The organism is Ensifer sp. LC384, assembly GCF_001695865.1.
In the GTDB taxonomy this organism is placed as follows: domain Bacteria; phylum Pseudomonadota; class Alphaproteobacteria; order Rhizobiales; family Rhizobiaceae; genus Ensifer.
Genome location: NZ_MBST01000004.1, coordinates 108,582 through 131,328, shown reverse-complemented (window position 1 = coordinate 131,328; position 22,747 = coordinate 108,582). Strand labels below are relative to the sequence as shown.

Genomic DNA, 22,747 nt, shown 5'->3' with positions numbered 1-22,747 from the left:
TCGCCCACAGGAGGATAGAGGAAACATGCCGGCCACCGACAAGACCGATCGCACAATGACGAGCGTCACCGCGCAGGAAGCACTCGATTTTCACTCGCAGGGTCGTCCCGGAAAGCTGGAGATTTCCCCCACCAAGGCCATGGCCACGCAGCGCGACCTGTCGCTTGCCTATTCGCCCGGCGTTGCCGTACCGGTCAAGGCGATCGCCGACGACCCCGCCACCGCTTACGACTACACGACGCGCGGCAACATGGTCGCGGTCATTTCCAACGGCACCGCCATCCTCGGCCTCGGCAATCTCGGGGCGCTCGCCTCGAAGCCGGTCATGGAAGGCAAGGCGGTGCTGTTCAAGCGCTTCGCCGACGTCGACTCGATCGACCTTGAGGTCGACACCGAAAACGTCGACGAGTTCATCAACTGCGTGCGCTTCCTCGGCCCCTCCTTCGGCGGCATCAACCTCGAGGACATCAAGGCGCCGGACTGTTTCATCATCGAGCAGAAGCTGCGCGAGGTCATGGACATTCCGGTGTTCCATGACGACCAGCACGGCACCGCGATCATCGCCGCTGCCGGCCTCATCAACGCGCTGGCGCTGACCGGCCGCGACTTCAAGACCACCAAGCTCGTCTGCAACGGTGCCGGGGCTGCGGCCATCGCCTGCATCGAACTCATCAAGGCGATGGGCTTCAACCCGGAAAACGTCATCCTGTGCGACACCAAGGGCGTGATCTTCCAGGGCCGCACCGAAGGCATGAACCAGTGGAAATCGGCGCATGCCGTCAAGACCGACCGGCGCACGCTTGCCGAAGCGCTCGACGGCGCCGACGTGGTCTTTGGCCTTTCTGCCAAGGGCGCGCTGTCCGAGGACATGGTCCGCTCGATGGCGCCGCGGCCGATCATCTTCGCCATGGCCAACCCGGACCCGGAAATCACCCCGGAGGAGGTCGCCCGCATCCGTGACGACGCAATCGTCGCGACCGGCCGTTCGGACTACCCGAACCAGGTCAACAACGTGCTCGGCTTCCCCTACATCTTCCGCGGCGCGCTCGACGTGCGCGCCTCGACGATCAACGATGCGATGAAGATCGCCGCGGCAGAAGCGCTCGCAAGCCTTGCCAAGGAAGACGTGCCGGACGATGTCGCGGCGGCCTACCAGGGCAACCGGCCGCGCTTCGGGGCGCAGTACATCATCCCGGTTCCCTTCGATCCGCGGCTGATCTCGGCGATCCCGATGGCTGTCGCCAAGGCGGCGATGGAAACCGGCGTCGCGCGCAAGCCGATCACCGATCTCGAAGCCTATGGCCGCCAGCTCTCCGCCCGCCGCGACCCGATCGCCTCGACCCTGCAGCGGATCTATGAGCGCGTGCGGCGCCAGCCGAAGCGCATCGTCTTTGCCGAAGGCGAAGAAGTGCAGGTCATGCGCTCGGCGATCTCCTATGCCAACCAGCAGCTCGGCACCGCGATCCTGCTCGGCCGCGAGGAGCGGATGCGCGACACGGCGGAGCGCGAGGGCATCGATCTCGACCGCCCCGGCATCCAGATCGTCAACGCCCGGCTTTCCAAGCGGGTCGGCGCCTATACCGACTATCTCTACGCAAGGCTGCAGCGAAAGGGCTACCTGTTCCGCGATGCCCAGCGCCTGATCAACAACGACCGCAACCACTTCGCCGCCTGCATGGTCGCGCTTGGGGATGCCGACGGCATGGTCACGGGCATCACCCGCAACTATTCGACGGCGCTCGAGGACGTGCGCCGCTGCATCGATCCGAAGCCGGGCCACCGGGTCATCGGCGTGTCAATCGCGCTCTGCCGCGGCCGCACCGTGCTGGTGGCCGACACGGCCGTACACGACATGCCGTCTTCCGAAGAACTCGCCGATATCGCCGAGGAAGCAGCCGGTCTCGCCAAGCGCCTCGGCTACGTGCCGCGGGTGGCGATGCTGGCCTATTCGACCTTCGGCCACCCCTCGGGCGAACGCTCCGAGCGGGTCCGCGAGGCGGTCAACATTCTCGACAAGCGCCGCGTCGACTTCGAATATGACGGCGAGATGGCCGCCGACGTGGCGCTCAATTCGCGGGTAATGGAACAGTATCCGTTCTGCCGGCTTTCGGGCACGGCCAACGTGCTCGTCATGCCGGCGTTCCACTCCGCGTCGATCTCGACCAAGATGCTGCAGGAGCTCGGCGGCTCGACCGTTATCGGGCCACTGCTCGTCGGCTTCGACAAATCGGTGCAGATCGTTTCGATGTCGGCGAAGGATTCCGACATCGTCAACATGGCGGCAATCGCCGCCTACAACGCCGGAATGTAAATTCGGCAGCCGCTGTCCGATTTCGGGACACACCCTGCTCCATCGGCGAACAGGGTGTGTCGAGCCGATGCAGAAACCGCATGGATCTGCGCACAAAAGAAGAGCTCGACACCCTTGGGAAAGGGGGCGAGCTCAATACACAATGGAAGAATTACTTCCACTGCGATGAAAACAATATGGAGATAGAGCGCAATATACGCCAATCTCATATGAAGCTGGCGGTTCTCTCCGTTATTTATTCTACTCTTTCGTCATGAAACCAAAATACTTCTTGGCAAGACTATCCGCTCTTTCAGGATCGAAAGTCAAACCCATCCTTAATATCTGGTTAACTGCGTCGAGCGCCTGTCAGGATACCGATGTGGCAAACCGCCCGGCATCCGCACCGTAGTAATTGAGGTAGCGGCCGGAGATATTGCTGATCGGCAGAACGATGAGAACGTCGGTGGTGCGGAATGCATGGTCGACCACGGCGCCGTCGCCGACCATGGCCCCGAGACGCATGTAGCCCTTGATCAGCGGCGGCAAGGCAGCCAGCGCCTTTTTCGGATTGATGGCCTCGACCGGCATCATGTCCATGGTCCGGTGCAGTTCGGCACGGGCGCTGACGGCCCATTCGTCGCGCGCCCGGATATTGTGGTGAAGGAAGGAAAGCGCCAGCGCATGCTCGGCCGGCACGACGCCCGGGAACGAGCCGCAGCCGAACATGGCATCGACGCCGTATCTGAGCGCGTAGGCCCAATTGCCCTGCCAAAGCAGCTCCACCGTACGCTTCGTGCGGTAATCCGGCAGCACGCAGGAGCGACCGAGCTCCATGAAGCGCTTGCTCGGATGGCGGGAAAGAAGCGCGCCGACATCGAATTCCGAAGCGGAGTAGAAGCCGCCGGCGCGCTCGGCCACATCCTGGCGCAGCAGGCGATAGGTGCCGACGATCTGGTCCTCCGGATCACCCTCGATCGCCGTGTCGAGCACAAGCAGATGGTCGCAGATCGCATCCCAGCTGTCGACATCGCGCTTGCGGCGATCAAGGTCAGGGCCGACCTGCGCCTGCATTTCCTCGACGAAGACCCTGTAGCGCACCGCCTGCGCCGCATCGATCTCCGATGCGCTGCGTGCAAGCCGGGTCTCAAGATTGGCTATTCGGCCGAGAACGTCGGTCGCCGGAGCGGTCATTGTCTTGCCGACGCAAGCCTGAGAAGTGTCTACCACGCTCGTCGAATCCAGAAGCTCGATCGTCATCCGCGTCATCCCGAATCATTCATATCTGCCGGGCTTAGACCACGTTTCTGCAACAACATAGTGACATGAAAACGGCATACAACCCCTGCTCGGGCGTTGACACCGTTACGACTTGAGTGCTTACCGTATCTTGAGAAGGCGGCCGATTTCCGCCATCAGCCGCTGCGGATCGGCCGGCTTCGGCAACACGACGTCAGCACCGGCCGCGACGAGCCTGTCTTTGATCTCCAGGCGCGCATCCGATGTCAGCACGACCACCGGAAGACGTCGTTCCGATCCCCTCGCCTCGTTCTCACGCAGGCGTTTCAGCATCGAAAACCCGTCGCCGCCCGGCATGTTGAGATCGGTGACGATCAGTTCCGGTATCGGCTGGGCCTGATCGCCGGCCCCGGAAAGGATCTGATCGACGGCGCCAAAATCGGTCACCAACCGGACGGTCTGTCCCGCGCGCTCCAAGACGGTGCGTACGATCAGCGCATTCACCGGATCGTCCTCCGCCAACAGGATGCCGCGCGGGCTCGACTTGACCGGAGCAATCGTCGGCTCCTCGCGAAGGATCGGCCGGTTGTCATTGATGGCGTCGCGCTTCTCGATGCCCTTCAATCGCCCGAGCAGCACTTCGACCAGCGACTTCTCGCGCAAGGGGCGGATCAGCCAGGCCTCGTAACCGTCCATCTGGTCGACCGGGTGGGTGTTCCGCTCCTCCGGGTTGATCAGATAGGTCCGGCGGACATCGAGGCGGGCGACGGCCGGCTGCAGGGCGAGAAGCTGCTTGAACTGGTCGGCGTGGCGATGGTCGACAATGATGTCGGTCAATGGCGCACCGCCGGAGAGAACATCCGAGATGACATTCTGCGCGGCCGCCAGCGTCGTTGCCCGGTGGCAGCGTCCGCCGAGCGTGGCGATGGTGGCAGAGAGCGCTGCGGACGCCGGCCCATCCGGCGCCATCACCAGCACGTGCGATCGGGCGAGCCTCAGGCGTCGTTCCGGCGTTACCCGCTCGACTTCGGCAAGCGGCAGGCGAATCTCGAAGCGGCTGCCGCGGCCGGGCGCGCTCGACGCCGTCAGGCTGCCGCCGCAGGCCTGCATGATCCGGCGCGAGATCGCCAGTCCGAGCCCGGTGCCCTTGGCGCGCTGCTCGTCATTGCCGGCCTGCTCGAACTCGTCGAAGATGCGCCTCAGTTCGTCGCCCGACATGCCCGGACCGGTGTCGTCGATGAGGATGCGCACACAATCCTCGACGAGGTCGGCACTGACGAAGACGCCGCCGACCTCCGTGAACTTCACCGCATTGCCGATGACATTGAACAGCACCTGGCGCAGGCGCGCTGCGTCGAACTCCATCAACGCCGGCACGTCGGCCGTCACGGTTGCCCCGATCTCGATGCCCTTTTCATGCGCGCGATTGGAGAGCATCTCGACGACGCTCTCGATGACGCCGCGCGGATCCTGTCGCGAAGGACGGAACTGGAACCGCCCGGCCGACAGCGACGAGAAATCGATCAGGTCCTCGACAAGCTGTACCAGGGCATGGCCGGATTGCTGCATGCCGGCCAGATAGTTCTTCTGCTCGCTCGACAGCCGGGTCTGGCCGAGCAGGTGGCTCATGCCGAGAATGCCGGAAAGCGGTGTGCGGATCTCATGGCTGACGGTTGCGAGCAAGCGCGATTTCGCCTGGCTTGCCTCTTCGGCGCGGCGCCGCGCGTCTTCGCGTTCACGCGCGGCACGGGCCTCCTCCGTCACGTCGCGCGCGATGCTGTGGCGCATCAGCCGTCCGCTGGCCGGATCCCGGGCGATGACGTCGTGCCAATCGTAGAGGCGGAGGCCCTCGGGCGCGGTGATCCGCACGAGGTAGTGATTGGGTTCGATCTTCGGCTCAAAGTTCAGGCCGATGGCGGCGCAGGTGAGCCCCCTGGCATCGTCGAGGCCGCAGGCCCGATGAAAGGCCGCATTGGCATGGACAATCTTGCCATCCATGCCACGCATGATCGCAAGGTCTCCGAGCGCATCATGAATGGTCGAAAGCAGGGTCGAGGTTTCCAGGCGATCCCAGTCGCCGTCCTGCCTGGCTTCCACGCTCAGCCTGTCGCCGTCGATTGCCCTGATGCCATCGGCAATCAGGAGCAGCACGCCCGCAAGGCCGGCCGCCGCAACCGCCGCGGAAAACAGGTAGAGACCGGCGGCAATACCGAGCGCAAGCACGAGGCCGGAGGCGATTACGCCGAGAGATGCCAGCGACAGGCGGCGCAAGGAGTATGCCGACGCCGCGGGCTTCGACATCGCCGTTGTGCCATCCGCCATGCCGGCGACAGGTATCGCACCACTGGCTCGGGCTCCCGCACCGAAACCGGATTCGATCTGCTCTAGCAATCGTGACGGCTCGCTCATGCCATCCGGGCTAACATGGCAAGCGTTCCGAATGGCTTCAGCGCATCGATAAAATCTTAAGCGTCGGCCTTTTTCGCCTGCAAAAGCTCGTCGAGAATTATCGCGCCGGCGCCAACGGTGATGAAACTGTCGGCCAGGTTGAAGACGGCGAAGGACCACGTCTGCGTATGGAAGAGGATGTAGTCGATGACGTAACCGAAGATCAGCCGGTCGACGAGGTTGCCGAGCGCGCCGGCTATGATCAAGGCATAGCCGAAATGCGCGAAGAACCTGTCCTTCGGCGTACGCCGCCATAGCCACAGAACGAAGGCAACGACGACAAGGCGCATGCCGACGATGAACCAGCCTTCCATGCCCGACAGCATCGAGAAGGCAACGCCGTAATTATAGGTGCGGTAGAGCGCCAGCATCGGCACGACAGGAACCGCTTCATTGAACGGTAGATAGGCTTCGACCAGGTACTTGATCAGTTGGTCGGCGGCGAGCGCGAGGACGATGAACACCGCGATCGGCAGCGGCCGGGAAAACAACACCTGCTTTTCGGTCATGCGCCGGCATCCAGCGCCAGCAGATGGCGTCGCGCCTCAAACAGCATGATGCCGGTGGCGATCGCCAGATTGAGGGAATCGGCGCGGCCTGCCTGCGGAATGCGGGCAAGCGCTCCGGCTTCACGGGCAAGCTCTTCGGGAAGGCCGGCCTGCTCGTTACCCATCAGAAGCACGACCGGCTTCGACTTGTAGTCGATCGTCCGGTAGTCGACCGAACCGGCCAGATGCGTGGCCACGACCTTGACGCCGGCCTGCTTCTGCCATTTGACGAAATCGTCGGCGCTGGCGCGCACGACCGGCATGGCGAAAACCGAACCCATGGTCGCACGCACCGTCTCGAGCGAGAACGGATCCGTGGTTTCGCCGACGAGAATGATGCCGGAGGCACCGGCCGCGTCAGCCGTGCGGATGATCGTGCCGAGATTGCCCGGATCGCGCACGCGATCGAGCGCCACATAGGTCTCGCCGAGCTGCGGGCGGATCTCCTTCAGCGCCCGATAGCGCTGTTCGAAGATGCCGACGACCATCTGCGGATTATCTCGCCGGGTGATCGTCGAAAGCACCTTTTCGCTGACTTCCAGCACCAGTCCGCCGCGGGCAAAGGTCTTTGCCGCCACCTGCTCCACATGCGGCTTGCCCTTGGCTGCCTTGGCGTAGATCAGCGTCTTGATCTTCCAGCCGAGATCGAGCGCATCGATCACCAGCTTCAAGCCTTCGGCCATGAAGGACCGTGTCTCGTCGCGGTGCTTCTTCTGCGCCAGCAACTTGATGTCCTTGATGATCGGATTGGTGAGGCTGGTGACTTCCTTCACCTGCCCGACCCGGCCTGCGCCGTGTTCGCTTCTGTCATTGCTCATTGCGGCACCCAGCGGCTGAAGAGAGATGTCGAAAGCGCCCTTCCCGGCTCCCTGCCGTCAAGGCCGCCTTCGCGGATGATGAGTTCGCCCGATTCCACCCGGCCACCGCGGCCGCGCATCGTCTCGCGCATCAGTTCATGGATCGAATAGAAGCTGGCACGGATCGAATAGGCCGTCAGCACCAGGCCCCGTGCCTCGGGCGACAGGATTTCGCGGCAGATGTCGAGCATCGCGGCCAGGTGATCGAAAAGCTGCCAGACCTCGCCGTTCGGGCCGCGTCCGAACTTCGGCGGATCGGTCAGGATGATGTCATAGCGGCTGCCGCGACGTTCCTCGCGCTGGATGAACTTCATGGCGTCGTCGCAGATCCAGCGGATCGGCAGTTTTTCCGCGCGCGCCAACGCCTGGTTTTCCCGGGCCCAGCCGATCGCCTTCTTCGAGGCGTCGACATGCGTGACCTCGGCGCCGGCCTTGGCCGCGATCAGCGAGGCGACCCCGGTGTAACCGAAGAGGTTGAGGACCTTCAGGGGGCGGCGGGACGCCTCCACCTGATCCTTCACCCAGCTCCAGTGGGCAAGCTGCTCGGGGAACACGCCGACATGGCGGAAGGAGGTGAAACGGCCGTGGAAGTCCGTCCCCAGAAGCTGCATCGGCCAGGTCTCGCCAAGAACGGCACCGGGAAAGCGCCAGCGTCCCATGCCGTCCTCGTCGGTATCGCCGGTGAAGATCGCGTCGGCGTTCTCCCAGACGCTGTCGGGCAGGTTTCGCGGCCAGAGCGCCTGCGCCTCAGGGCGCACGATGCGATAGGGTCCGTACTGCTCGAGCTTTTCGCCGGCACCGCTGTCGATCAGATGATATCCGGAAACGCCTGAAGTCTCGAGAATGAGCGGGACGCGTTCGCCCGGCTTGTCGCCGGAGCGCCGCGGGATGACGCGAACCGGAGCCTCGCTCTCGGGTTGCGCGCGTGGGGCCTTCTCGCGCGGCACTGCGGCTCTCGCCGTCGCCTGGCCGGCGGCGCGTTCTTTGAATTCGCCTGACTTGGCAAAAGGCGGACGCTTCTTTTCATGGCGGCCACCGCCGCGCGCCTCGGCTCCACGGCCCTTAGCCGTCGTCACGGAGGCATTCTTCGACCGCCGATCCTTTTCCTTCACGCTGAGATCCCTGGGCTTAGTTTTGTCACGAGGCGCCCGCCCTCCCCGAATATCGGATATGAATGAGCCGGCACCATGAGGTATGCCGCCGCACCCCGGATTTCGAGGCGTGGCGTCTTCTGTTGGTGCAAATAGCACCGCTCATGCTCTTGGCAAAGCCGTTTCCGATTTGCCAAGATCAGTGCGGGAGCGACACTGGCAAAATTGCATCGGTCGGAAGTGACTTCAGAATAAAATTATGCAGTCAGTTTAAAGTGTTACATCGACCGTTGCGCGTCCAGGTCGACGCGCGGCACCGTCAAGGGGAGGAATGCGCATGGACATGACCGGCGAAGAACGCATCTCGGCACCGCGCGATGCCGTTTGGCGTGGTCTCAACGACCCGGAAATCTTGAAGCGATGCATCCCGGGCTGTCAGTCGATCGAGATGAAATCTCCGACCGAGCTTTCGGCCGTGGTCAAGATCAAGATCGGCCCGGTCTCGGCCTCGTTTACCGGCGACGTCATCCTGTCGAACCTCAATCCGCCCGAGAGCTACACGATCTCCGGAGAGGGCAAGGGCGGCATTGCCGGATTTGCCAAGGGCGGTGCGGATGTATCCCTGGTCGACGACGGTGCGGAGACCGTGCTGCGCTACGACGTCAAGGCGCAGATCGGTGGAAAGCTGGCGCAGCTCGGCTCGCGGCTGATCGATTCGACCGCCAGGAAGCTGGCGCAGCAGTTCTTTACGGATTTCGGCGCCGCAGTCGGTGGCCCGGCGGAAGCGGCCGGCTGAAGAGCATAGCCGCTCTGGCCTTCAGTTAGAGCGTTTCCAGCTTACACAATGCCACAGAAACGCTCTATCTCTTTATTTCCAAGCATTTCCTGACGGAAAACCGCTTCACACTTTTCCTGGAAATGCTTTAGTTCTGCGGAGCGGTGAGTGTTGCCTGAGTGGCCAGCTTCTCCGCCTGGCTGCGGTGCTTTTCAGCTTCGCGGTGCCATTTCAGCGCCTCGGTCGCCTCATTGCGGGCGCGGCGACGGTATTTTCCCTGGCTGAACCAGGTGGCGGCGGCCCCGAGGATCAAACCAACGACGACCGCGAGAAACAGGAAAACAAAGAACGGCGCGCTGACGGACAGGACGCTGTCTTCGGGACGGAACGGATTGAGGGCCAGCGTGACGCTCTGGCGATTGGCGACGCTGAGCACGATCAGGATGACGCCGACCGGAATGAGAACAACAATGTTGACCAGTTTCTTGAGCATTCAGCCGCTCCAGTTTTCCGGATCATCGCACAGGCCATGGCGGCGATGAGGACAATCCGGATTCATGACGATCGGGCGGGATGATCAGTCTTCATCGTCCCCGTTCATGCCCGGGTTCAGCCGCTCGCGCAACTCCTTGCCGGTCTTGAAGAACGGCACCCACTTTTCCTCGACGAAAACGGAATCGCCGGTGCGCGGGTTGCGACCGGAGCGCGACGGTCGGTTCTTGACCGAGAAAGCGCCAAAACCGCGCAGTTCGACACGGTTTCCGGCAGCCAGCGCGTCTGTGATCTCATCGAGCACCGCGTTGACGATGTTTTCGACGTCGCGGTGGTAGAGATGCGGATTGCGAGCTGCAACAATCTGCACCAGTTCTGACTTGATCACTATCGCCCCCTTAAATTCTTGTTTGTTTTGCTTTTTCGGTCTGCATTGTGATTGCCGCAAGAATATGGCCGACGCTCACCGGGCGCAGGCGGTCATGTCACGGATCAGGCTGGGCATATGCTGCCATCCTCATTGAGCATCAACCTGCCAAACCGAAACAAGACCGTCAAGAAACAACTTGTCACCCGCGATTTTTTCGAGGCCTTTCATGGCCGGAAAAGCGTCATATCCCAACATCTTGACCCACTCGGAGACGGCCGATCCGAGGCCGAAAGGCAGGGTGTGGCGCGGCGCCTCCCAATCAACCACAGGAAGGTCCTTCGACACTTTCTTGTCGGCGAGGAAGGTGCGGATCTCGTCATCGCCACCAAGCTTGTCGACAAGCTTGAGGCCCAGCGCCTGGCGGCCGGTGAAAATCCGCCCGTCGGCAAGCAGGAGCGCTTCGGCGCGCGGCAGCTTGCGGCGCTCGGCCACCAGATCGACGAACCAGCTGTAGCTGTCGTCGATCATCGCCTGGATCATCGCCTTGGCGTCATCGCTCGGCGGATGGAAGGGGGACGGCTCGGCCTTCAGCGGCTTGGACTTGATTGATTCCAGCGAAACGCCAAGCTTGTCCATCAGCTCCTTGACCTGGGGATACTGGAAGATGACGCCGATCGAGCCGGTGATCGAGCTTTCGCCGGCAATGATCATATCGCCGGCAAGCGCGATCATGTAACCGGCTGAGGCGGCCAGCGTGCGCATATCAGAAACGACCGGCTTCTTGGCAGCGACCTTGCGGATCGCCTTGTAGATAACCTCGCCGCCATAGGTGGTGCCGCCGGGCGACGAGATAGTGACCACCAGCGCCTTGACGGCATCGTTATCCTCGATCCGCTGCAGCCGCTCCAGCAGCTCGCGATCGTCCTGGATCAATCCGGAGATCTTCACGCGGGCGACATGATCACGGGCGCGCCCTGCGGCATCGGCCCAACCCGACCAGGACAGGATGACCAGAGCCACGACTGCGAGCAGGCCGGCGACGATCCAGCGCCAGAAGCTCAGCTTCCTGCGCAGGCTGCGACGATCGGCGATGGCAAGTTCATCCATGTGGGTTCTCCCGAATTTGTTGGCGCAGCTCCTGTCAGTTTCCGATGGAACATGCTATCTGCGCGGCAAGCGGCATATTCAATAGACGCGGCCGGTCACGGTTAAAAGCCGTGACCGCCGTTTTCGTGTCTTCATCAAGTTTTTTGCGGCGCCATTGTGCAGCGGCAAAAAATATCCATATTTGCGACGACTTACACGAATGTATGTAAAATGCGGTTCTCGCGGGTCCGCGGGAAAGCAACGGAACCAACAGGTCTTCACATGCTAGATCATGCGCCAGCCCCCGGCTTCTTTGCCGATACGGGTGCGAGCTCGTCGGACGCCTATGCGCTCGCCGCGCGGCATTCGGCGCGCGTCAAACGGCTGAAGATCATCCTGCCTGTGGTCGCCGGTATCATCGCAGCAGTCTTTGCGGTCATTTCCTTCGTGCGCGCCTTCATGCCGGTCGATCTGCAACTCGATAGCGCAACGATCGAGGACGGCAAGATCGTCATGCAGAACCCTGCGATTGCCGGGCGCAACAAGCAGGGCATCAGCTATTCGATGAAGGCGCAGCGCGCGCTGCAGGATATCGCCAATCCCGATCTCATCACGCTGCAGACGATCCATGCGGAAATGCCGGTGAACGAAAAGCTGATCGCCACGGTGGATGCGACCAATGGCATCTACGACCGCGGCGCCAACACGCTCGATATGAACGCCCCGTTCACGATTACAATGAATAATGGCGTCAACGCCGACTTCCAGTCGGCCTATCTGGACATCAATGCCGGCGAAATGGAAACGAAACAACCGATTGCGATCAGCATGAAGGGCGGTTCGATCATTGCGCAGCGGCTGCGAATGACGGATAAGGGACGCATAGTAACATTTGAGGGCATGGTGAGGGTCAATCTCGAACCCACCGCCATTCGCAAGAACACGAATTAGGATCTGGTGCATCCATGTCGGTTAGACCCGCTATTTTTTTCAGGATTTCAGCCAGCCTGGCCGTTGCCGGCATCGGCGCATTGATGATTGTTTCGGGCGCTGCCGCCCAGGCCACATCGAGCAAGATGAAGGGCCTCGAATTGTCGAACGACAAGCCGATCCAGATCGAAAGCGACAAGCTTGAAATCAAGGATCCGGAAAGCAAGGCGATCTTCACCGGCAACGTCAAGGTCGTGCAAGGCACGACGACGCTCCAGGCCGGCAGCATGACGGTCTTCTACAAGTCCGGCGCCGGCTCGGTTTCGAGCGGCGACGCCGACATCGACCGCATCGAAGTCAGCCAGCGCGTCTTCCTCAGCTCCGGCACCCAGCAGGCAACCGCCGACAGCGGCGAGTTCGACATGACCAAGCAGACCTTCGTGCTGAAGGGCGACAAGGTCGTTCTGTCGGAAGGCAAGAACGTGTTCGTCGGTTGCCAGTTGAATGTGCAGATGAACACGGGCGAAGCGCAGCTCGAAGCCTGTGGCGGTCGGGTGCAGATCCAGCTCGACCCGAAGTCGCAGAAAAAGAACTGACGTAGACCCGCTCGTGCAACTCCCCTTCCTTCACAAGCGCAAGCGCGTCCGCAAGCCGTCGGCGGCCACACCTGGCGCAGCCGGTCACGCGGTCGACAAGGCGCGCTATGACGGCACGCTGATCGCCCGCGGCCTTACCAAGGCCTACCGTGAGCGGCGTGTGGTCAACGGCGTGTCGCTGGTCGTTCGCCGGGGCGAAGCCGTTGGCCTGCTCGGACCGAACGGCGCCGGCAAGACCACCTGCTTCTACATGATCACCGGCCTGGTGCCGGTCGACGAAGGCTCGATCGAGATCAACGGCAACGACGTGACGACGATGCCGATGTATCGCCGTGCCCGCCTCGGCGTCGGATACCTGCCGCAGGAAGCCTCGATCTTTCGTGGCCTGACGGTGGAAGAAAACATCCGCGCCGTGCTCGAAGTGCACGACAAGAACCTCGAACGGCGCGAGAGCAAGCTCAACGACCTGCTCGGCGAGTTCAACATCACGCACCTGCGCAAATCGCCGGCGATTGCCCTTTCCGGCGGCGAGCGGCGACGTCTCGAAATTGCCCGCGCGCTTGCCACCGACCCGACCTTCATGCTGCTCGACGAGCCCTTTGCCGGCGTCGACCCCATTTCCGTCGCCGACATTCAGGCACTGGTGCGGCACCTGACGTCGCGCGGCATCGGCGTACTCATCACCGACCACAACGTGCGCGAGACCCTCGGCCTGATCGACCGGGCCTATATCATCCATGCCGGCGAGGTGCTGACCCACGGCCGCGCCAACGATATCGTCACCAATCCGGACGTGCGCCGGCTCTATCTCGGCGATAATTTCAGCCTTTGACGCGATCCGCGGGCGAATCCGGCACCTCGCCCCGCGGTCGCGCTTGACCAAACCCCTGCAATAAGCAATTTTTGGGCCAAATGAAAAACCGGCCCGTGCAATGACGCGACCGGTGGAGATCTCATCGGGAGTTTGACGTCCGCATGGCATTGTCGGCCAGCCTTCATCTGCGCCAGTCACAGTCGCTGGTCATGACCCCGCAGCTGATGCAATCGATTCAGCTGCTGCAGATGACGCATCTCGAACTCAATCAGTTCATCGCGCAGGAAGTCGAGAAGAATCCGCTGCTCGAGCTTCACGGCAATGACGACGAGTTCGGTGCGAGCTCCGAGGACGGCAGCCGCGACGAAGCGGGACAAACATCCGGTGAAGACTTGGGCGGAACGGATGACACGCCCGGCCAGCGCGATCTCTACGACAACGCCATGGCGACCGGCGGCGAGCGGCTCAACGAACAGCTCGATGCGGATTTCGGCAATGTCTACCAGGACGACACGGCGCCGCAACGCGCCGACGCGCCGGAGCTGCTCGGCCAATGGAAATCGATGCCGGGCAGCGGCGAAGGCGGCGACTACGATTTCGATGACTTCGTTGCCGGCCGCAAGAGCCTGCGCGAGACGCTTCTGGAGCAATTGCCCTTTGCGCTGTCTGCCGCATCCGACCGGCTGATTGCCCAGAACCTGATCGACCAACTCGATGAGGCCGGCTATCTTCACGCCGACCTGGACGAGGTCGCCGAACGCCTCGGCGCATCCGGCGCCGACGTTACGCGCGTCCTCCTCACGCTGCAGCAGTTCGACCCGCCGGGCGTCTTTGCACGCACACTCAGCGAATGTCTCGCCATTCAGCTGCGCCTTCGCGATCGCCTCGATCCGGCGATGGAGGCCCTCGTCGCCAATCTCGAGCTGCTGGCGCGGCGCGATTTCGCCAGCCTCAAGAAGATCTGCGGCGTCGACGAAGAAGACCTGATCGACATGCTCGCCGAGATCCGCAAGCTCGACCCGAAACCGGGAACGAGCTTCGAGACCAGCGTCAGCGAGGCGATCGTTCCCGATATCGTCGTGCGGGCGGCGCCTGACGGAACCTGGCTCATAGAGCTCAACCCCGACGCTTTACCGCGCGTCCTCGTCAATCAGGCCTATTTCACCACGGTGTCACGCGGCACCGAGAAGAACAGCGCCGACCAGGCGTTTCTCAACGAATGCCTGCAGAACGCCAACTGGCTGACCCGCAGCCTTGATCAGCGCGCCAGGACGATCATGAAGGTCGCGACCGAAATCGTTCGCCAGCAGGACGCATTCCTCGTCCATGGCGTCGGGCATCTGCGGCCGCTGAACCTGAAAACCGTTGCCGATGCGATCAAGATGCACGAGTCGACGGTGAGCCGCGTCACCTCGAACAAGTACATGCTGACCCCGCGTGGGCTGTTTGAACTGAAGTATTTCTTCACCGTTTCGATCGGTTCGGCCGAGGGCGGCGACAGCCATTCCGCCGAGTCCGTGCGTCATCGCATCCGCACGATGATCCAGCAGGAAAGGGCCGACGCGGTGCTTTCCGACGACGATATCGTCGACAGCCTCAAGCAGGCCGGCGTCGATATCGCGCGGCGCACGGTAGCGAAATATCGCGAGGCGATGAACATCCCCTCCTCGGTGCAGCGACGCCGCGAAAAGCGGGCACTGGCCAAGGCATCGGGCTTCTAAAGCCTCTCGCGCAAAAGTGTTCAGCGGTTTTGCGATAACGACATGCGAAAGAAAAAGAGCCAAAAGCGGCGCGCCAGATTAAGACACGTTAACTTTTTTGCGACCTACGATTGACTCTCCGCGACGCAGGGGATATGAGCCCGCCGCAATTGCCGAGGACACGGTCTTCCTCGGGCGGCCGGCACGGCCGTAGGTGCGACAGAGAGGTTCCTGCAAGCGTGAAAGGCTTGGATGACGGGACCGCTTGGAATAGACTGGCTACGCAAATCACGAACGAGAGAGGAAACTCCATGAGTGTGCGTGTATCCGGTAAACAGATGGAAATCGGCGATTCGTTCCGCGCCCGCATTGGCGACCAGATCGAGCAGGCCGTTACCAAATATTTCGACGGAGGATATTCAAGCCAGGTCACTGTGGAAAAGTCTGGGCCGCGCTTTAGCGCCGACTGCAAGCTTCATCTCGATACGGGCGTGGTTATGCAGGCGAGCGGACAGGCCAACGACCCTCAGGCTGCCTTTGACGCAGCGTCGGAGCGCATCGAAAAGCGCCTTCGCCGCTACAAGCGCAAGCTCAAGGACCACCACAACGGTAACGGTCAAGGTACCGAGGTGGCTTACACAGTGATGGACTCGGTGCCATTCGAGGATGACGAGGTCCCCGAGGATTACGCACCGACGATCGTCGCCGAAAGCTCGAAACAATTGAGGACGATGTCTGTCGCGGGCGCTGTGATGGCGCTCGACATGACGGATGAGCCCGTCCTCATGTTCCGGACTCCCGGCAAGGCAGAGCTGAATATCGTCTACAGACGCAACGACGGAAATATTGGCTGGATTGACGCTGCCAATATCAAGGGATGAGTGGAAAAGGGGAGTGCCGGCGTGCCAGCGCTCCCTCCACTTGGATCAGCGGACAGGCCGGAAAATACGACTTTTCTGTGCATGGCACCCGCCAAGACAAAGATGGTTAGAGCCATTGCGACGCATTTGTGATGATGTTGTCCGGCTCTAACCGGCGAACGAGGACAAAAGAATGGCATTGGCAGGTTTACTGCACCAAAATGCGATCATCCCGGCCATGAGGGCCAACTCGAAAAAACAGCTCCTTCAGGAATTAGCGGCTAAAGCGGCAAAGATCACCGGGCTTCCGGAACGCGAAATCTTCGATGTCATCCTGCAGCGTGAACGGCTGGGCTCCACGGGCGTGGGCAATGGCATTGCCATCCCGCACGGCAAGCTGAACAACCTGCCTTCGATCATCGGGATCTTTGCGCGACTGGACACGCCGGTCGATTTCGAAGCCCTCGACGACCAGCCGGTTGATCTCGTCTTCCTGCTGCTCGCGCCCGAAGGCGCCGGCGCTGACCATCTCAAGGCATTGTCGCGCATCGCCCGCGTATTGCGCGACCACGACATGGTGGTAAAGATCCGATCGAGCGATTCCGCCAGCGCGATCTACACGCTGCTCAACGAGGACACGACCTCTCACGCCGCCTGAAGCGGCCCTCAACCGGCTGTCAGTAGAGCTGACGCCGGTTCAAATGATCAATGAAAATCCGAAACAGTGCGCCCTGGCTCGAAATGTCGAGCCGGCGATAGATGTTCTTGCGGTGAATGCGGACGGTTCCTTCGGCGATGTTCATCGTCTTGCCGATCGACAGGTTGCTGTGTCCCCGCAGGATCAGCCGCACGATGTTGCGTTGCTGCCGGGTCAGGCGATCGGCACAGAGGCTGTCGAACGCGGTCTCGATCGCGTCGTCATCCCTCGGTGGTGCCGGGGCGGCGTGGTTTTGCTGGCGCCAGTTCGAGCGCACGGCCTCTCGCACGATCGGCTCGTAGATCCTCAGGCGTTCCAGTTCCTCGTCGCTGAATGGCGAGCCGCCGCGGCCGCGCATCAGGGAATAGGTGGCCTGCACGCCGTCATCGAGCGGAATGACGAAACCGATCTCCTCGACCAGGACCCCGCTTTCCATCGAGACGCAGGGATGCACCTCGGCCGAGCTTGAAAAATCCGAATGGAAGAACTGGTCGGGCGCCAACTCACGCATGCGCCACAGTCCCGGCGGCTGATCGCCGCTGCAGGCGACATAGAACGGGTCGAGCAGATAGGCACCGCCGAGATAGGCGGAAAGCGCGCTGGCGGACACCTTGGCGGTATAGCCGTCATGCAGCACGATCGGCCTGTTGTCATAGGGATAGGCGAAGGCGACCGAAAGGTCGAAGCTTGCGACCGAGCGCAGCATGCGGTCGAGCGCTCCGCCGAAATCCTGCGTTCCGATCAATCCGATCATGGCCGAAATATCGGCCGATTCCCGAGCCAGCATCCGCGTCGAACTCTCCCCTTCCCCGTATCCCCCATGGGATATCGACAGCCGCCACTTCGTCAACAATAATTCATCCGATGAGGGACCGAGATCGTCGCACCGCATTACAGCGCCGCGCGTCAAATATGACGCGTAAAGGACGCTGTAACGCTTAAACCTGCTGCATGATTTTCTCCTTAAATCGATTCCGATTTAAGGAATTGTGCGGTAGGCGCGGCGCTTGAGCGCAGGAGGATGCGATGGCAGGCAGGCTTTCCGGAAAAGTGGCTTTGATCAGCGGTGGCGCCGGCGGCTGTGGGCTTGCCGCATCCGAACTCTTTGCCCGTGAGGGGGCGAAGGTCGGCATCGTCGATCTGCCGCGCAGCAAGGGCGAAGAAGTTGCCGCCGCCATCCGTGCAAACGGTGGCGAGGCGGTCTTTGCGCCCGCCGACGTCTCGATTTCTGCGGAGGTAAGCGCGGCCGTCAAGGCGGTCGAGGCGGCCTTCGGCGCGATCACCGTACTCTTCAACCACGCCGGCATCCTGGCGGTCGGGCCCTTCCTCGAAACGGAAGAGGACGAGTGGGACCGGCTGATGGCCGTCAACGTGCGCAGCATGTTCCTGATGACCAAGGCGGTGCTTCCGGGCATGCTGGCCGCCGGCGGCGGCAGCATCGTCTGCACCTCGTCGATCTCGGCGGTGGCGGCGACACCGATGGAGGTGCTCTACGACACGACCAAGGGCGCCTGCCATATGTTCGCCCGGGCGATCGCCGTCGAATTCCGCGACCGGGGCATCCGCTGCAACGCCGTCTGCCCCGGCTTCATCGCCACCGACCACGGCAAGCGCGAACTCGTCGGTCTCAGCAAATACGGCGTCGACGTGTCGGAAGCGGCGATCGCCGCCCAGCAAGGACGGATGTGCGACCCGAAAGAGGTCGCCAATGCCGCGCTGTTTCTCGCCAGCGACGAGGCAAGCTTCGTCAACGGCACGCATCTGTTCGTCGACAATTGCTTCACAGCGGTCTGAGAGGGGGAAAGATATGCTTCAGGCGGGCGGCCACTGGCGCAACTGGGTCGGAAACCAATCCTGCATCGTGCGCCATCGCGGCGCGCCCGAGAGCGAAGCGGCGCTCGCCGAGATGGTCCGCGAGGCGACGTCGCAGGGGCTCAATGTGCGCTGCGCCGGCTCTGGCCATTCCTTCACGCCGGTGGCGCTGACCAGCGGGCTGCAGCTGACGCTCTCCAGCATGCAGGGCGTGGTCGACATCGACCAGGCGCGCAAGCGCGTCGCGGTCCGGGCGGGAACGACGATCAACCAATTGGGCAAGGTGCTGAAGTCGAACGGCCTCTCCCTGATCAACCAGGGCGATATCGACAGCCAGGCGCTGGCGGGGGCGCTGACCACCGGCACGCACGGCACCGGTGCCGCGCTCGGCAACATGGCCTCGCAGATCGTCGGCATGCGGCTGGTAGAGCCGGACGGCAGCATTCTCGTCGTCGATGAGACGACGCCGGATCTGCTGGAGGCGGCCCGCGTTTCGGTCGGCATGCTCGGCGTCATCTCCGAGATCACGCTGCAGGCGATGGATAGCTACAATCTGCACGAAAAGCTGTGGCGCTGCGACTTCGACGAATGCATGGAGCAGCACGACGAACTCGCCGCCAAACACCGGCATTTCGGCTTCTTCTGGTGCCCGGTTCCCGAAAGCCGGCACTGCTACTGCCTGCCGGACACGTCCTCGGTCTCCACGACAACGAAGATCGCCGATGTCTGCGAGATGAAGGTGATCGACATCACCGACCGGCCGCCGATGGAACAGGGCTTCGAGAAGATCGCCTATTCCTCCGAAATCTATCCGATCGAATATGTGCCGAACTTCCACGAGCTCGAATATGCGGTGCCCGTCGCCCATGGCAAGGATGCCGTGAGAGCGGTGCGCAAGCTGATGCTGGAAAAGCACCCCACCTGCATCTACCCGATCGAATACCGCTTCACGGCCGGCGACACCGGCTGGATCAGCCCGTTCTACGAGCAGGATTCGATCACGCTTTCCGTCTCCGGTGAGCCGGGCACGGACTACTGGGAGTATCTCAGGGATGTCGATACGATCCTGCGCCAGTACGGCTCGCGGCCGCATTGGGGAAAGCTGCATTTCCTCGGCGCCGAGGACGTGACCGCGCTTTATCCACGGTCCGGCGACTTCCGGGCATTGAGGGCAAAGGTGGATCCGGAAGGGCGCTTCCTCAACGATCACCTGCGGCAGCTGTTCGGTTGATCAGCTAAACGAAAACGCCGCGCGTCCGGATGGACGCGCGGCGTTGAAATGGATCAGACCGCTACTCAGGCGGCGGGGCTATCGCCTTCCGCAACGGCCGCCTTCGGGCCGCCCTTGGAAACGCCGACCATGGCCGGGCGCAGGACGCGATCGCCGATGGTGTAACCGGCCTGAACGACCTGCAGCACTGTGTTGTTCGGCACATCGGCGTTCGGGATCTCGAACATTGCCTGGTGGAAGTTCGGGTCGAACTTCTGGCCTTCCGGCTCCAGCTTCTTCACGCCATGACGCTCCAGCGCCGACAGCATGGCGCGCTCGGTCATCTCGACGCCTTCGATTAGCGTGGTGAGGCCCGCTTCGCCGGCCTCCTTCGCTTCGGCCGGGATCGCATCGAGCGCACGGCGCAGATTGTCGGAGACGGCGAGCATGTCGCGGGCGAAACCGGCAACCGAATAGGACTTGGCATCCTTGACGTCGCGCTCGGTGCGGCGGCGCAGGTTGTCCATCTCGGCTGCGAGCCTGAGGTACTTGTCGCGCAGGTCGTTGTTCTCCGCCCTGGCAAGTTCCAGCGGATCGGGTTCGGCAACCGGCGCCGCTTCCACAGCCTCGGGCGTAGCGTTGACTGCCTCGTCGATCGCGGCAGCTTCGTGTCCGTGCTTGTTTGTCTCGTCGGTCATGACGTTCTCCGGTGTATCGTCTGTCTTTTCTTTCGCATTTTCACGCCCGCGCGCAACGATGGCCGGATGGCGTAAAAATGCCAGTGACTGGATTTGATGCCGATATCGAGGTTTAGGGCCGAAAAATCAAGGGTTCAATGCTGTCTGTGGCCAAAAGCGCTGCTTCAGCGCGAAAGCCGCGACATCAACTGCGCGGTATAATCGACCATCGGCACGATGCGCGAGTAATTGAGCCGCGTCGGACCGATGACACCGACGGCGCCGACGATCCGATCTTCGCTGTCGCGATAGGGCGCAACGATCAGCGACGAACCGGACAATGAAAACAACTTGTTCTCCGAACCGATAAAGATCCTGACACCCGGGCCGCTCTCGGCGAGATCGAGCAGTTCGATCAGGCTATCCTTTTTTTCCAGGTCGTCGAAGAGCATGCGCAGGCGGTCGATATCTTCGGTTCCCTCCAGACCCTCGAGCAGGTTCGCGCGACCGCGAACGATCAATCGTGCCGGCTTTTCATCACCCTCATTGCCGGACCAGATCGCCAGCCCGCGCTCGACCAGATCCTGCGACAGGGCATCGAGTTCGCTGCGGACCGTCTGCTTGACCGTTTCAAGCTGCGAGCGCACCTCGCCGATGGTCTGGCCGGCCAGATGGGCGTTCAGGAAATTCGCCGCTTCCGTCAATTGTGAGCTCGTCACACCGGCGGGAAGCTCGATGATGCGGTTTTCGACCTGATCATGCTCGCCGACGAGCACGGCAAGCGCCTTGGTGGGCGCCAGCCGGATGAACTCCACATGCTTGAGCACCGGATCGTTCTTGGCCGTGATGACGAGACCGGCGCCGCGCGACATGCCCGACAGCATCTGGCTCGCCTCTGCCAGCAGCGCATCGACCGGCTGGGCATGGTCGCTCAGCCGCACGTGCCGATCGATCGAGGCACGATCCTCCGGCGAGAGATTGCCGACCTGCATGAAGGCGTCGACGAAGAAGCGCAGGCCCGTCTGCGTCGGCAGGCGGCCGGCGCTGATGTGCGGCGAGTAGATCAGCCCCAGATCTTCCAGGTCGCTCATCACATTGCGCACGGAGGCCGGCGACAACGACATCGGCAACAACCGCGAAAGGTTGCGTGAGCCGAGAGGTTCTCCGCTGTTCAAATAGGTTTCGACGATGCGACGGAAGATTTCACCGGAACGCTCGTCCAGCGCCGCCGCGATATCGGTCACTCCGGGATTGCGCAGTACCATGTCGCTCCATGTTCGCAGGCCAATCCTGCCGCCGGAAATATAGTGATCCCGGCGTCCGATAGCAAAAGGGAAAAATCGCCCCGATCGCCCGCCATCCACCGGTTCCCCTTGGCTGCGCCATGCTCTACAGCGCCGCGCGTCCCTAAGGCGCGCAAAGGTGGCTGTGGCACTTTGAACTGCTGCATAATTTTGTCCCTAAATCGATTCCGATTCAGGGAATTATGCAGTAGAAGGCTCACCAGATACGATAGGAGTTTGATGATGCGGCCATCCGGCAGAAAAATCGACCAAATGCGCAAGGTTTCGTTCGAGCGCAATTTCTCCAAGCACGCGGAAGGCTCCTGTCTGGTGCGGTTCGGCGATACGCACGTGCTGTGCACCGCCAGCCTTGAGGAAAAGGTTCCGGCCTGGCTTCGCAATGGCGGCAAGGGTTGGGTGACGGCCGAATACGGCATGTTGCCGCGCGCCACCGGCGAGCGCATGCGTCGCGAAGCCTCAAGCGGCAAGCAGAGCGGCCGTACGCAGGAGATCCAGCGTCTGATCGGCCGGTCGCTGCGCGCCGTCGTCGACCTGCCCGCACTCGGCGAACGCCAGATCTCGATCGACTGCGACGTTATTCAGGCTGATGGCGGCACGCGCACGGCCTCGATCACCGGCGCCTGGGTGGCGCTGCACGACTGTCTGAAGTGGATGGAAGCCCGCAACATGGTGAAGGTCGAGAAGGTCCTGAAGGACCATGTCGCCGCCATCTCCTGCGGCATCTTCGCCAGCCAGTCGATCATCGACCTCGACTATCTCGAAGATTCCGCCGCCGAGACCGACGCGAATTTCGTCATGACCGGAACCGGCGGTATTGTCGAAATCCAGGGCACGGCCGAAGGCAAGCCCTTCTCGGAAGAAGAATTCGCAAGCCTGCTGGGACTTGCAAAGACCGGCATTGCCGATCTTGTCGCGCTGCAGAAGCAGGCGATCGCCGGCTGACGAGAAGGA

Annotated in this window: 23 protein-coding genes; 12 read left to right on the top strand and 11 right to left on the bottom strand. The window is 62.1% G+C overall.

All coding sequences use genetic code 11. The annotated features are described in order from the left end of the window. Nucleotides 1-25: 25 nt before the first annotated feature. Together BC363_RS05880 and BC363_RS35050 are read left to right on the top strand one after the other, a co-directional pair. On the top strand, nt 26-2,311 hold the full coding sequence (locus BC363_RS05880; RefSeq protein WP_065783272.1) for an NADP-dependent malic enzyme: 2,286 nt from the start codon (nt 26-28) through the stop codon (nt 2,309-2,311). Nucleotides 2,312-2,391: 80 nt separating this feature from the next. Continuing rightward, nucleotides 2,392-2,568 carry a hypothetical protein gene (locus tag BC363_RS35050; protein WP_161491392.1) on the top strand — a complete coding sequence of 59 codons (177 nt, stop codon included), beginning with the start codon at nt 2,392-2,394 and terminating at the stop codon, nt 2,566-2,568. Nucleotides 2,569-2,659: 91 nt separating this feature from the next. On the opposite strand, the gene BC363_RS05875 is transcribed toward BC363_RS35050, so the two are convergent. The 5 genes from BC363_RS05875 to BC363_RS05855 all read right to left on the bottom strand — a co-directional run bounded on the left by BC363_RS05875 (nt 2,660) and on the right by BC363_RS05855 (nt 8,494). Next, a complete protein-coding gene (locus BC363_RS05875) occupies nt 2,660-3,550 on the bottom strand; it encodes a GNAT family N-acetyltransferase (protein ID WP_065783271.1) in 891 nt (296 codons plus the stop codon). A gap of 120 nt (nt 3,551-3,670) precedes the next feature. Next, nucleotides 3,671-5,938, bottom strand: coding sequence for an ATP-binding protein (locus BC363_RS05870; RefSeq protein ID WP_065783270.1), 2,268 nt, complete (start codon nt 5,936-5,938; stop codon nt 3,671-3,673). Between the two features lie 56 nt (nt 5,939-5,994). After that, nucleotides 5,995-6,486 carry a signal peptidase II gene (gene lspA / locus BC363_RS05865; protein ID WP_065783269.1) on the bottom strand — a complete coding sequence of 164 codons (492 nt, stop codon included), beginning with the start codon at nt 6,484-6,486 and terminating at the stop codon, nt 5,995-5,997. Then, nucleotides 6,483-7,343 (bottom strand): RNA methyltransferase, encoded by an 861-nt coding sequence (locus BC363_RS05860; RefSeq protein WP_025425692.1) that lies wholly within the window; start codon nt 7,341-7,343, stop codon nt 6,483-6,485. The genes lspA and BC363_RS05860 overlap by 4 nt, the downstream gene beginning before the upstream one ends. After that, nucleotides 7,340-8,494 (bottom strand): class I SAM-dependent rRNA methyltransferase, encoded by a 1,155-nt coding sequence (locus BC363_RS05855; protein ID WP_065783268.1) that lies wholly within the window; start codon nt 8,492-8,494, stop codon nt 7,340-7,342. The genes BC363_RS05860 and BC363_RS05855 overlap by 4 nt, the downstream gene beginning before the upstream one ends. A 316-nt stretch (nt 8,495-8,810) precedes the next feature. Between BC363_RS05855 and BC363_RS05850 the strand changes: the two genes are divergently transcribed. After that, complete coding sequence (locus BC363_RS05850) at nt 8,811-9,269, top strand: carbon monoxide dehydrogenase subunit G (protein ID WP_065783267.1); 459 nt, start codon at nt 8,811-8,813, stop codon at nt 9,267-9,269. 127 nt (nt 9,270-9,396) lie between these two features. Here BC363_RS05850 and BC363_RS05845 read toward each other — a convergent pair whose 3' ends face one another. The 3 genes from BC363_RS05845 to sppA form a co-directional block, all read right to left on the bottom strand. Next, nucleotides 9,397-9,741, bottom strand: a complete 345-nt coding sequence (locus BC363_RS05845; RefSeq protein WP_065783266.1) for a DUF1049 domain-containing protein — start codon at nt 9,739-9,741, stop codon at nt 9,397-9,399. A gap of 84 nt (nt 9,742-9,825) precedes the next feature. Further along, nucleotides 9,826-10,128 (bottom strand): integration host factor subunit beta, encoded by a 303-nt coding sequence (locus BC363_RS05840; protein WP_025425688.1) that lies wholly within the window; start codon nt 10,126-10,128, stop codon nt 9,826-9,828. A 129-nt stretch (nt 10,129-10,257) separates the two neighbouring features. Further along, nucleotides 10,258-11,217, bottom strand: coding sequence for a signal peptide peptidase SppA (gene sppA / locus BC363_RS05835; protein WP_065783265.1), 960 nt, complete (start codon nt 11,215-11,217; stop codon nt 10,258-10,260). Nucleotides 11,218-11,478: 261 nt separating this feature from the next. On the opposite strand from sppA, the gene lptC reads away from it, so the two are divergent. The 6 genes from lptC (at nt 11,479) to ptsN (ending at nt 16,754) form a co-directional block, all read left to right on the top strand. After that, nucleotides 11,479-12,147, top strand: a complete 669-nt coding sequence (lptC, locus tag BC363_RS05830; protein WP_065783264.1) for an LPS export ABC transporter periplasmic protein LptC — start codon at nt 11,479-11,481, stop codon at nt 12,145-12,147. A gap of 14 nt (nt 12,148-12,161) precedes the next feature. Then, on the top strand, nt 12,162-12,722 hold the full coding sequence (locus BC363_RS05825; RefSeq protein ID WP_065783263.1) for an LptA/OstA family protein: 561 nt from the start codon (nt 12,162-12,164) through the stop codon (nt 12,720-12,722). Nucleotides 12,723-12,735: 13 nt separating this feature from the next. Beyond that, nucleotides 12,736-13,554 carry an LPS export ABC transporter ATP-binding protein gene (lptB, locus tag BC363_RS05820; protein ID WP_065783262.1) on the top strand — a complete coding sequence of 273 codons (819 nt, stop codon included), beginning with the start codon at nt 12,736-12,738 and terminating at the stop codon, nt 13,552-13,554. A gap of 143 nt (nt 13,555-13,697) precedes the next feature. Continuing rightward, nucleotides 13,698-15,257, top strand: coding sequence for an RNA polymerase factor sigma-54 (rpoN, locus tag BC363_RS05815; RefSeq protein WP_065783261.1), 1,560 nt, complete (start codon nt 13,698-13,700; stop codon nt 15,255-15,257). A 290-nt stretch (nt 15,258-15,547) separates the two neighbouring features. Continuing rightward, entirely contained in the window at nt 15,548-16,117 is a 570-nt protein-coding gene (gene raiA, locus BC363_RS05810; RefSeq protein ID WP_065783260.1) for a ribosome-associated translation inhibitor RaiA, read from the top strand. Nucleotides 16,118-16,289: 172 nt separating this feature from the next. After that, complete coding sequence (ptsN, locus tag BC363_RS05805) at nt 16,290-16,754, top strand: PTS IIA-like nitrogen regulatory protein PtsN (protein ID WP_053248898.1); 465 nt, start codon at nt 16,290-16,292, stop codon at nt 16,752-16,754. A 19-nt stretch (nt 16,755-16,773) separates the two neighbouring features. Here the strand turns inward: ptsN and BC363_RS05800 are convergent, their stop codons facing one another. Beyond that, nucleotides 16,774-17,580 (bottom strand): LuxR family transcriptional regulator, encoded by an 807-nt coding sequence (locus BC363_RS05800; protein ID WP_065783259.1) that lies wholly within the window; start codon nt 17,578-17,580, stop codon nt 16,774-16,776. A 239-nt stretch (nt 17,581-17,819) separates the two neighbouring features. Between BC363_RS05800 and BC363_RS05795 the strand changes: the two genes are divergently transcribed. Together BC363_RS05795 and BC363_RS05790 are read left to right on the top strand one after the other, a co-directional pair. After that, the gene (locus tag BC363_RS05795) at nt 17,820-18,587 is read left to right on the top strand and encodes an SDR family NAD(P)-dependent oxidoreductase (protein WP_065783258.1); all 768 of its coding nucleotides are present in this window, start codon (nt 17,820-17,822) and stop codon (nt 18,585-18,587) included. A 13-nt stretch (nt 18,588-18,600) separates the two neighbouring features. Beyond that, on the top strand, nt 18,601-19,836 hold the full coding sequence (locus tag BC363_RS05790; protein ID WP_065783257.1) for a D-arabinono-1,4-lactone oxidase: 1,236 nt from the start codon (nt 18,601-18,603) through the stop codon (nt 19,834-19,836). A 65-nt stretch (nt 19,837-19,901) separates the two neighbouring features. Here BC363_RS05790 and grpE read toward each other — a convergent pair whose 3' ends face one another. Together grpE and hrcA are read right to left on the bottom strand one after the other, a co-directional pair. After that, entirely contained in the window at nt 19,902-20,513 is a 612-nt protein-coding gene (gene grpE / locus BC363_RS05785) for a nucleotide exchange factor GrpE (protein ID WP_065783256.1), read from the bottom strand. 164 nt (nt 20,514-20,677) lie between these two features. After that, complete coding sequence (hrcA, locus tag BC363_RS05780) at nt 20,678-21,757, bottom strand: heat-inducible transcriptional repressor HrcA (RefSeq protein WP_065783255.1); 1,080 nt, start codon at nt 21,755-21,757, stop codon at nt 20,678-20,680. 261 nt (nt 21,758-22,018) lie between these two features. Between hrcA and rph the strand changes: the two genes are divergently transcribed. Beyond that, a complete protein-coding gene (gene rph / locus BC363_RS05775) occupies nt 22,019-22,738 on the top strand; it encodes a ribonuclease PH (protein WP_065783254.1) in 720 nt (239 codons plus the stop codon). The last annotated feature ends 9 nt before the right edge of the window (nt 22,739-22,747 follow it).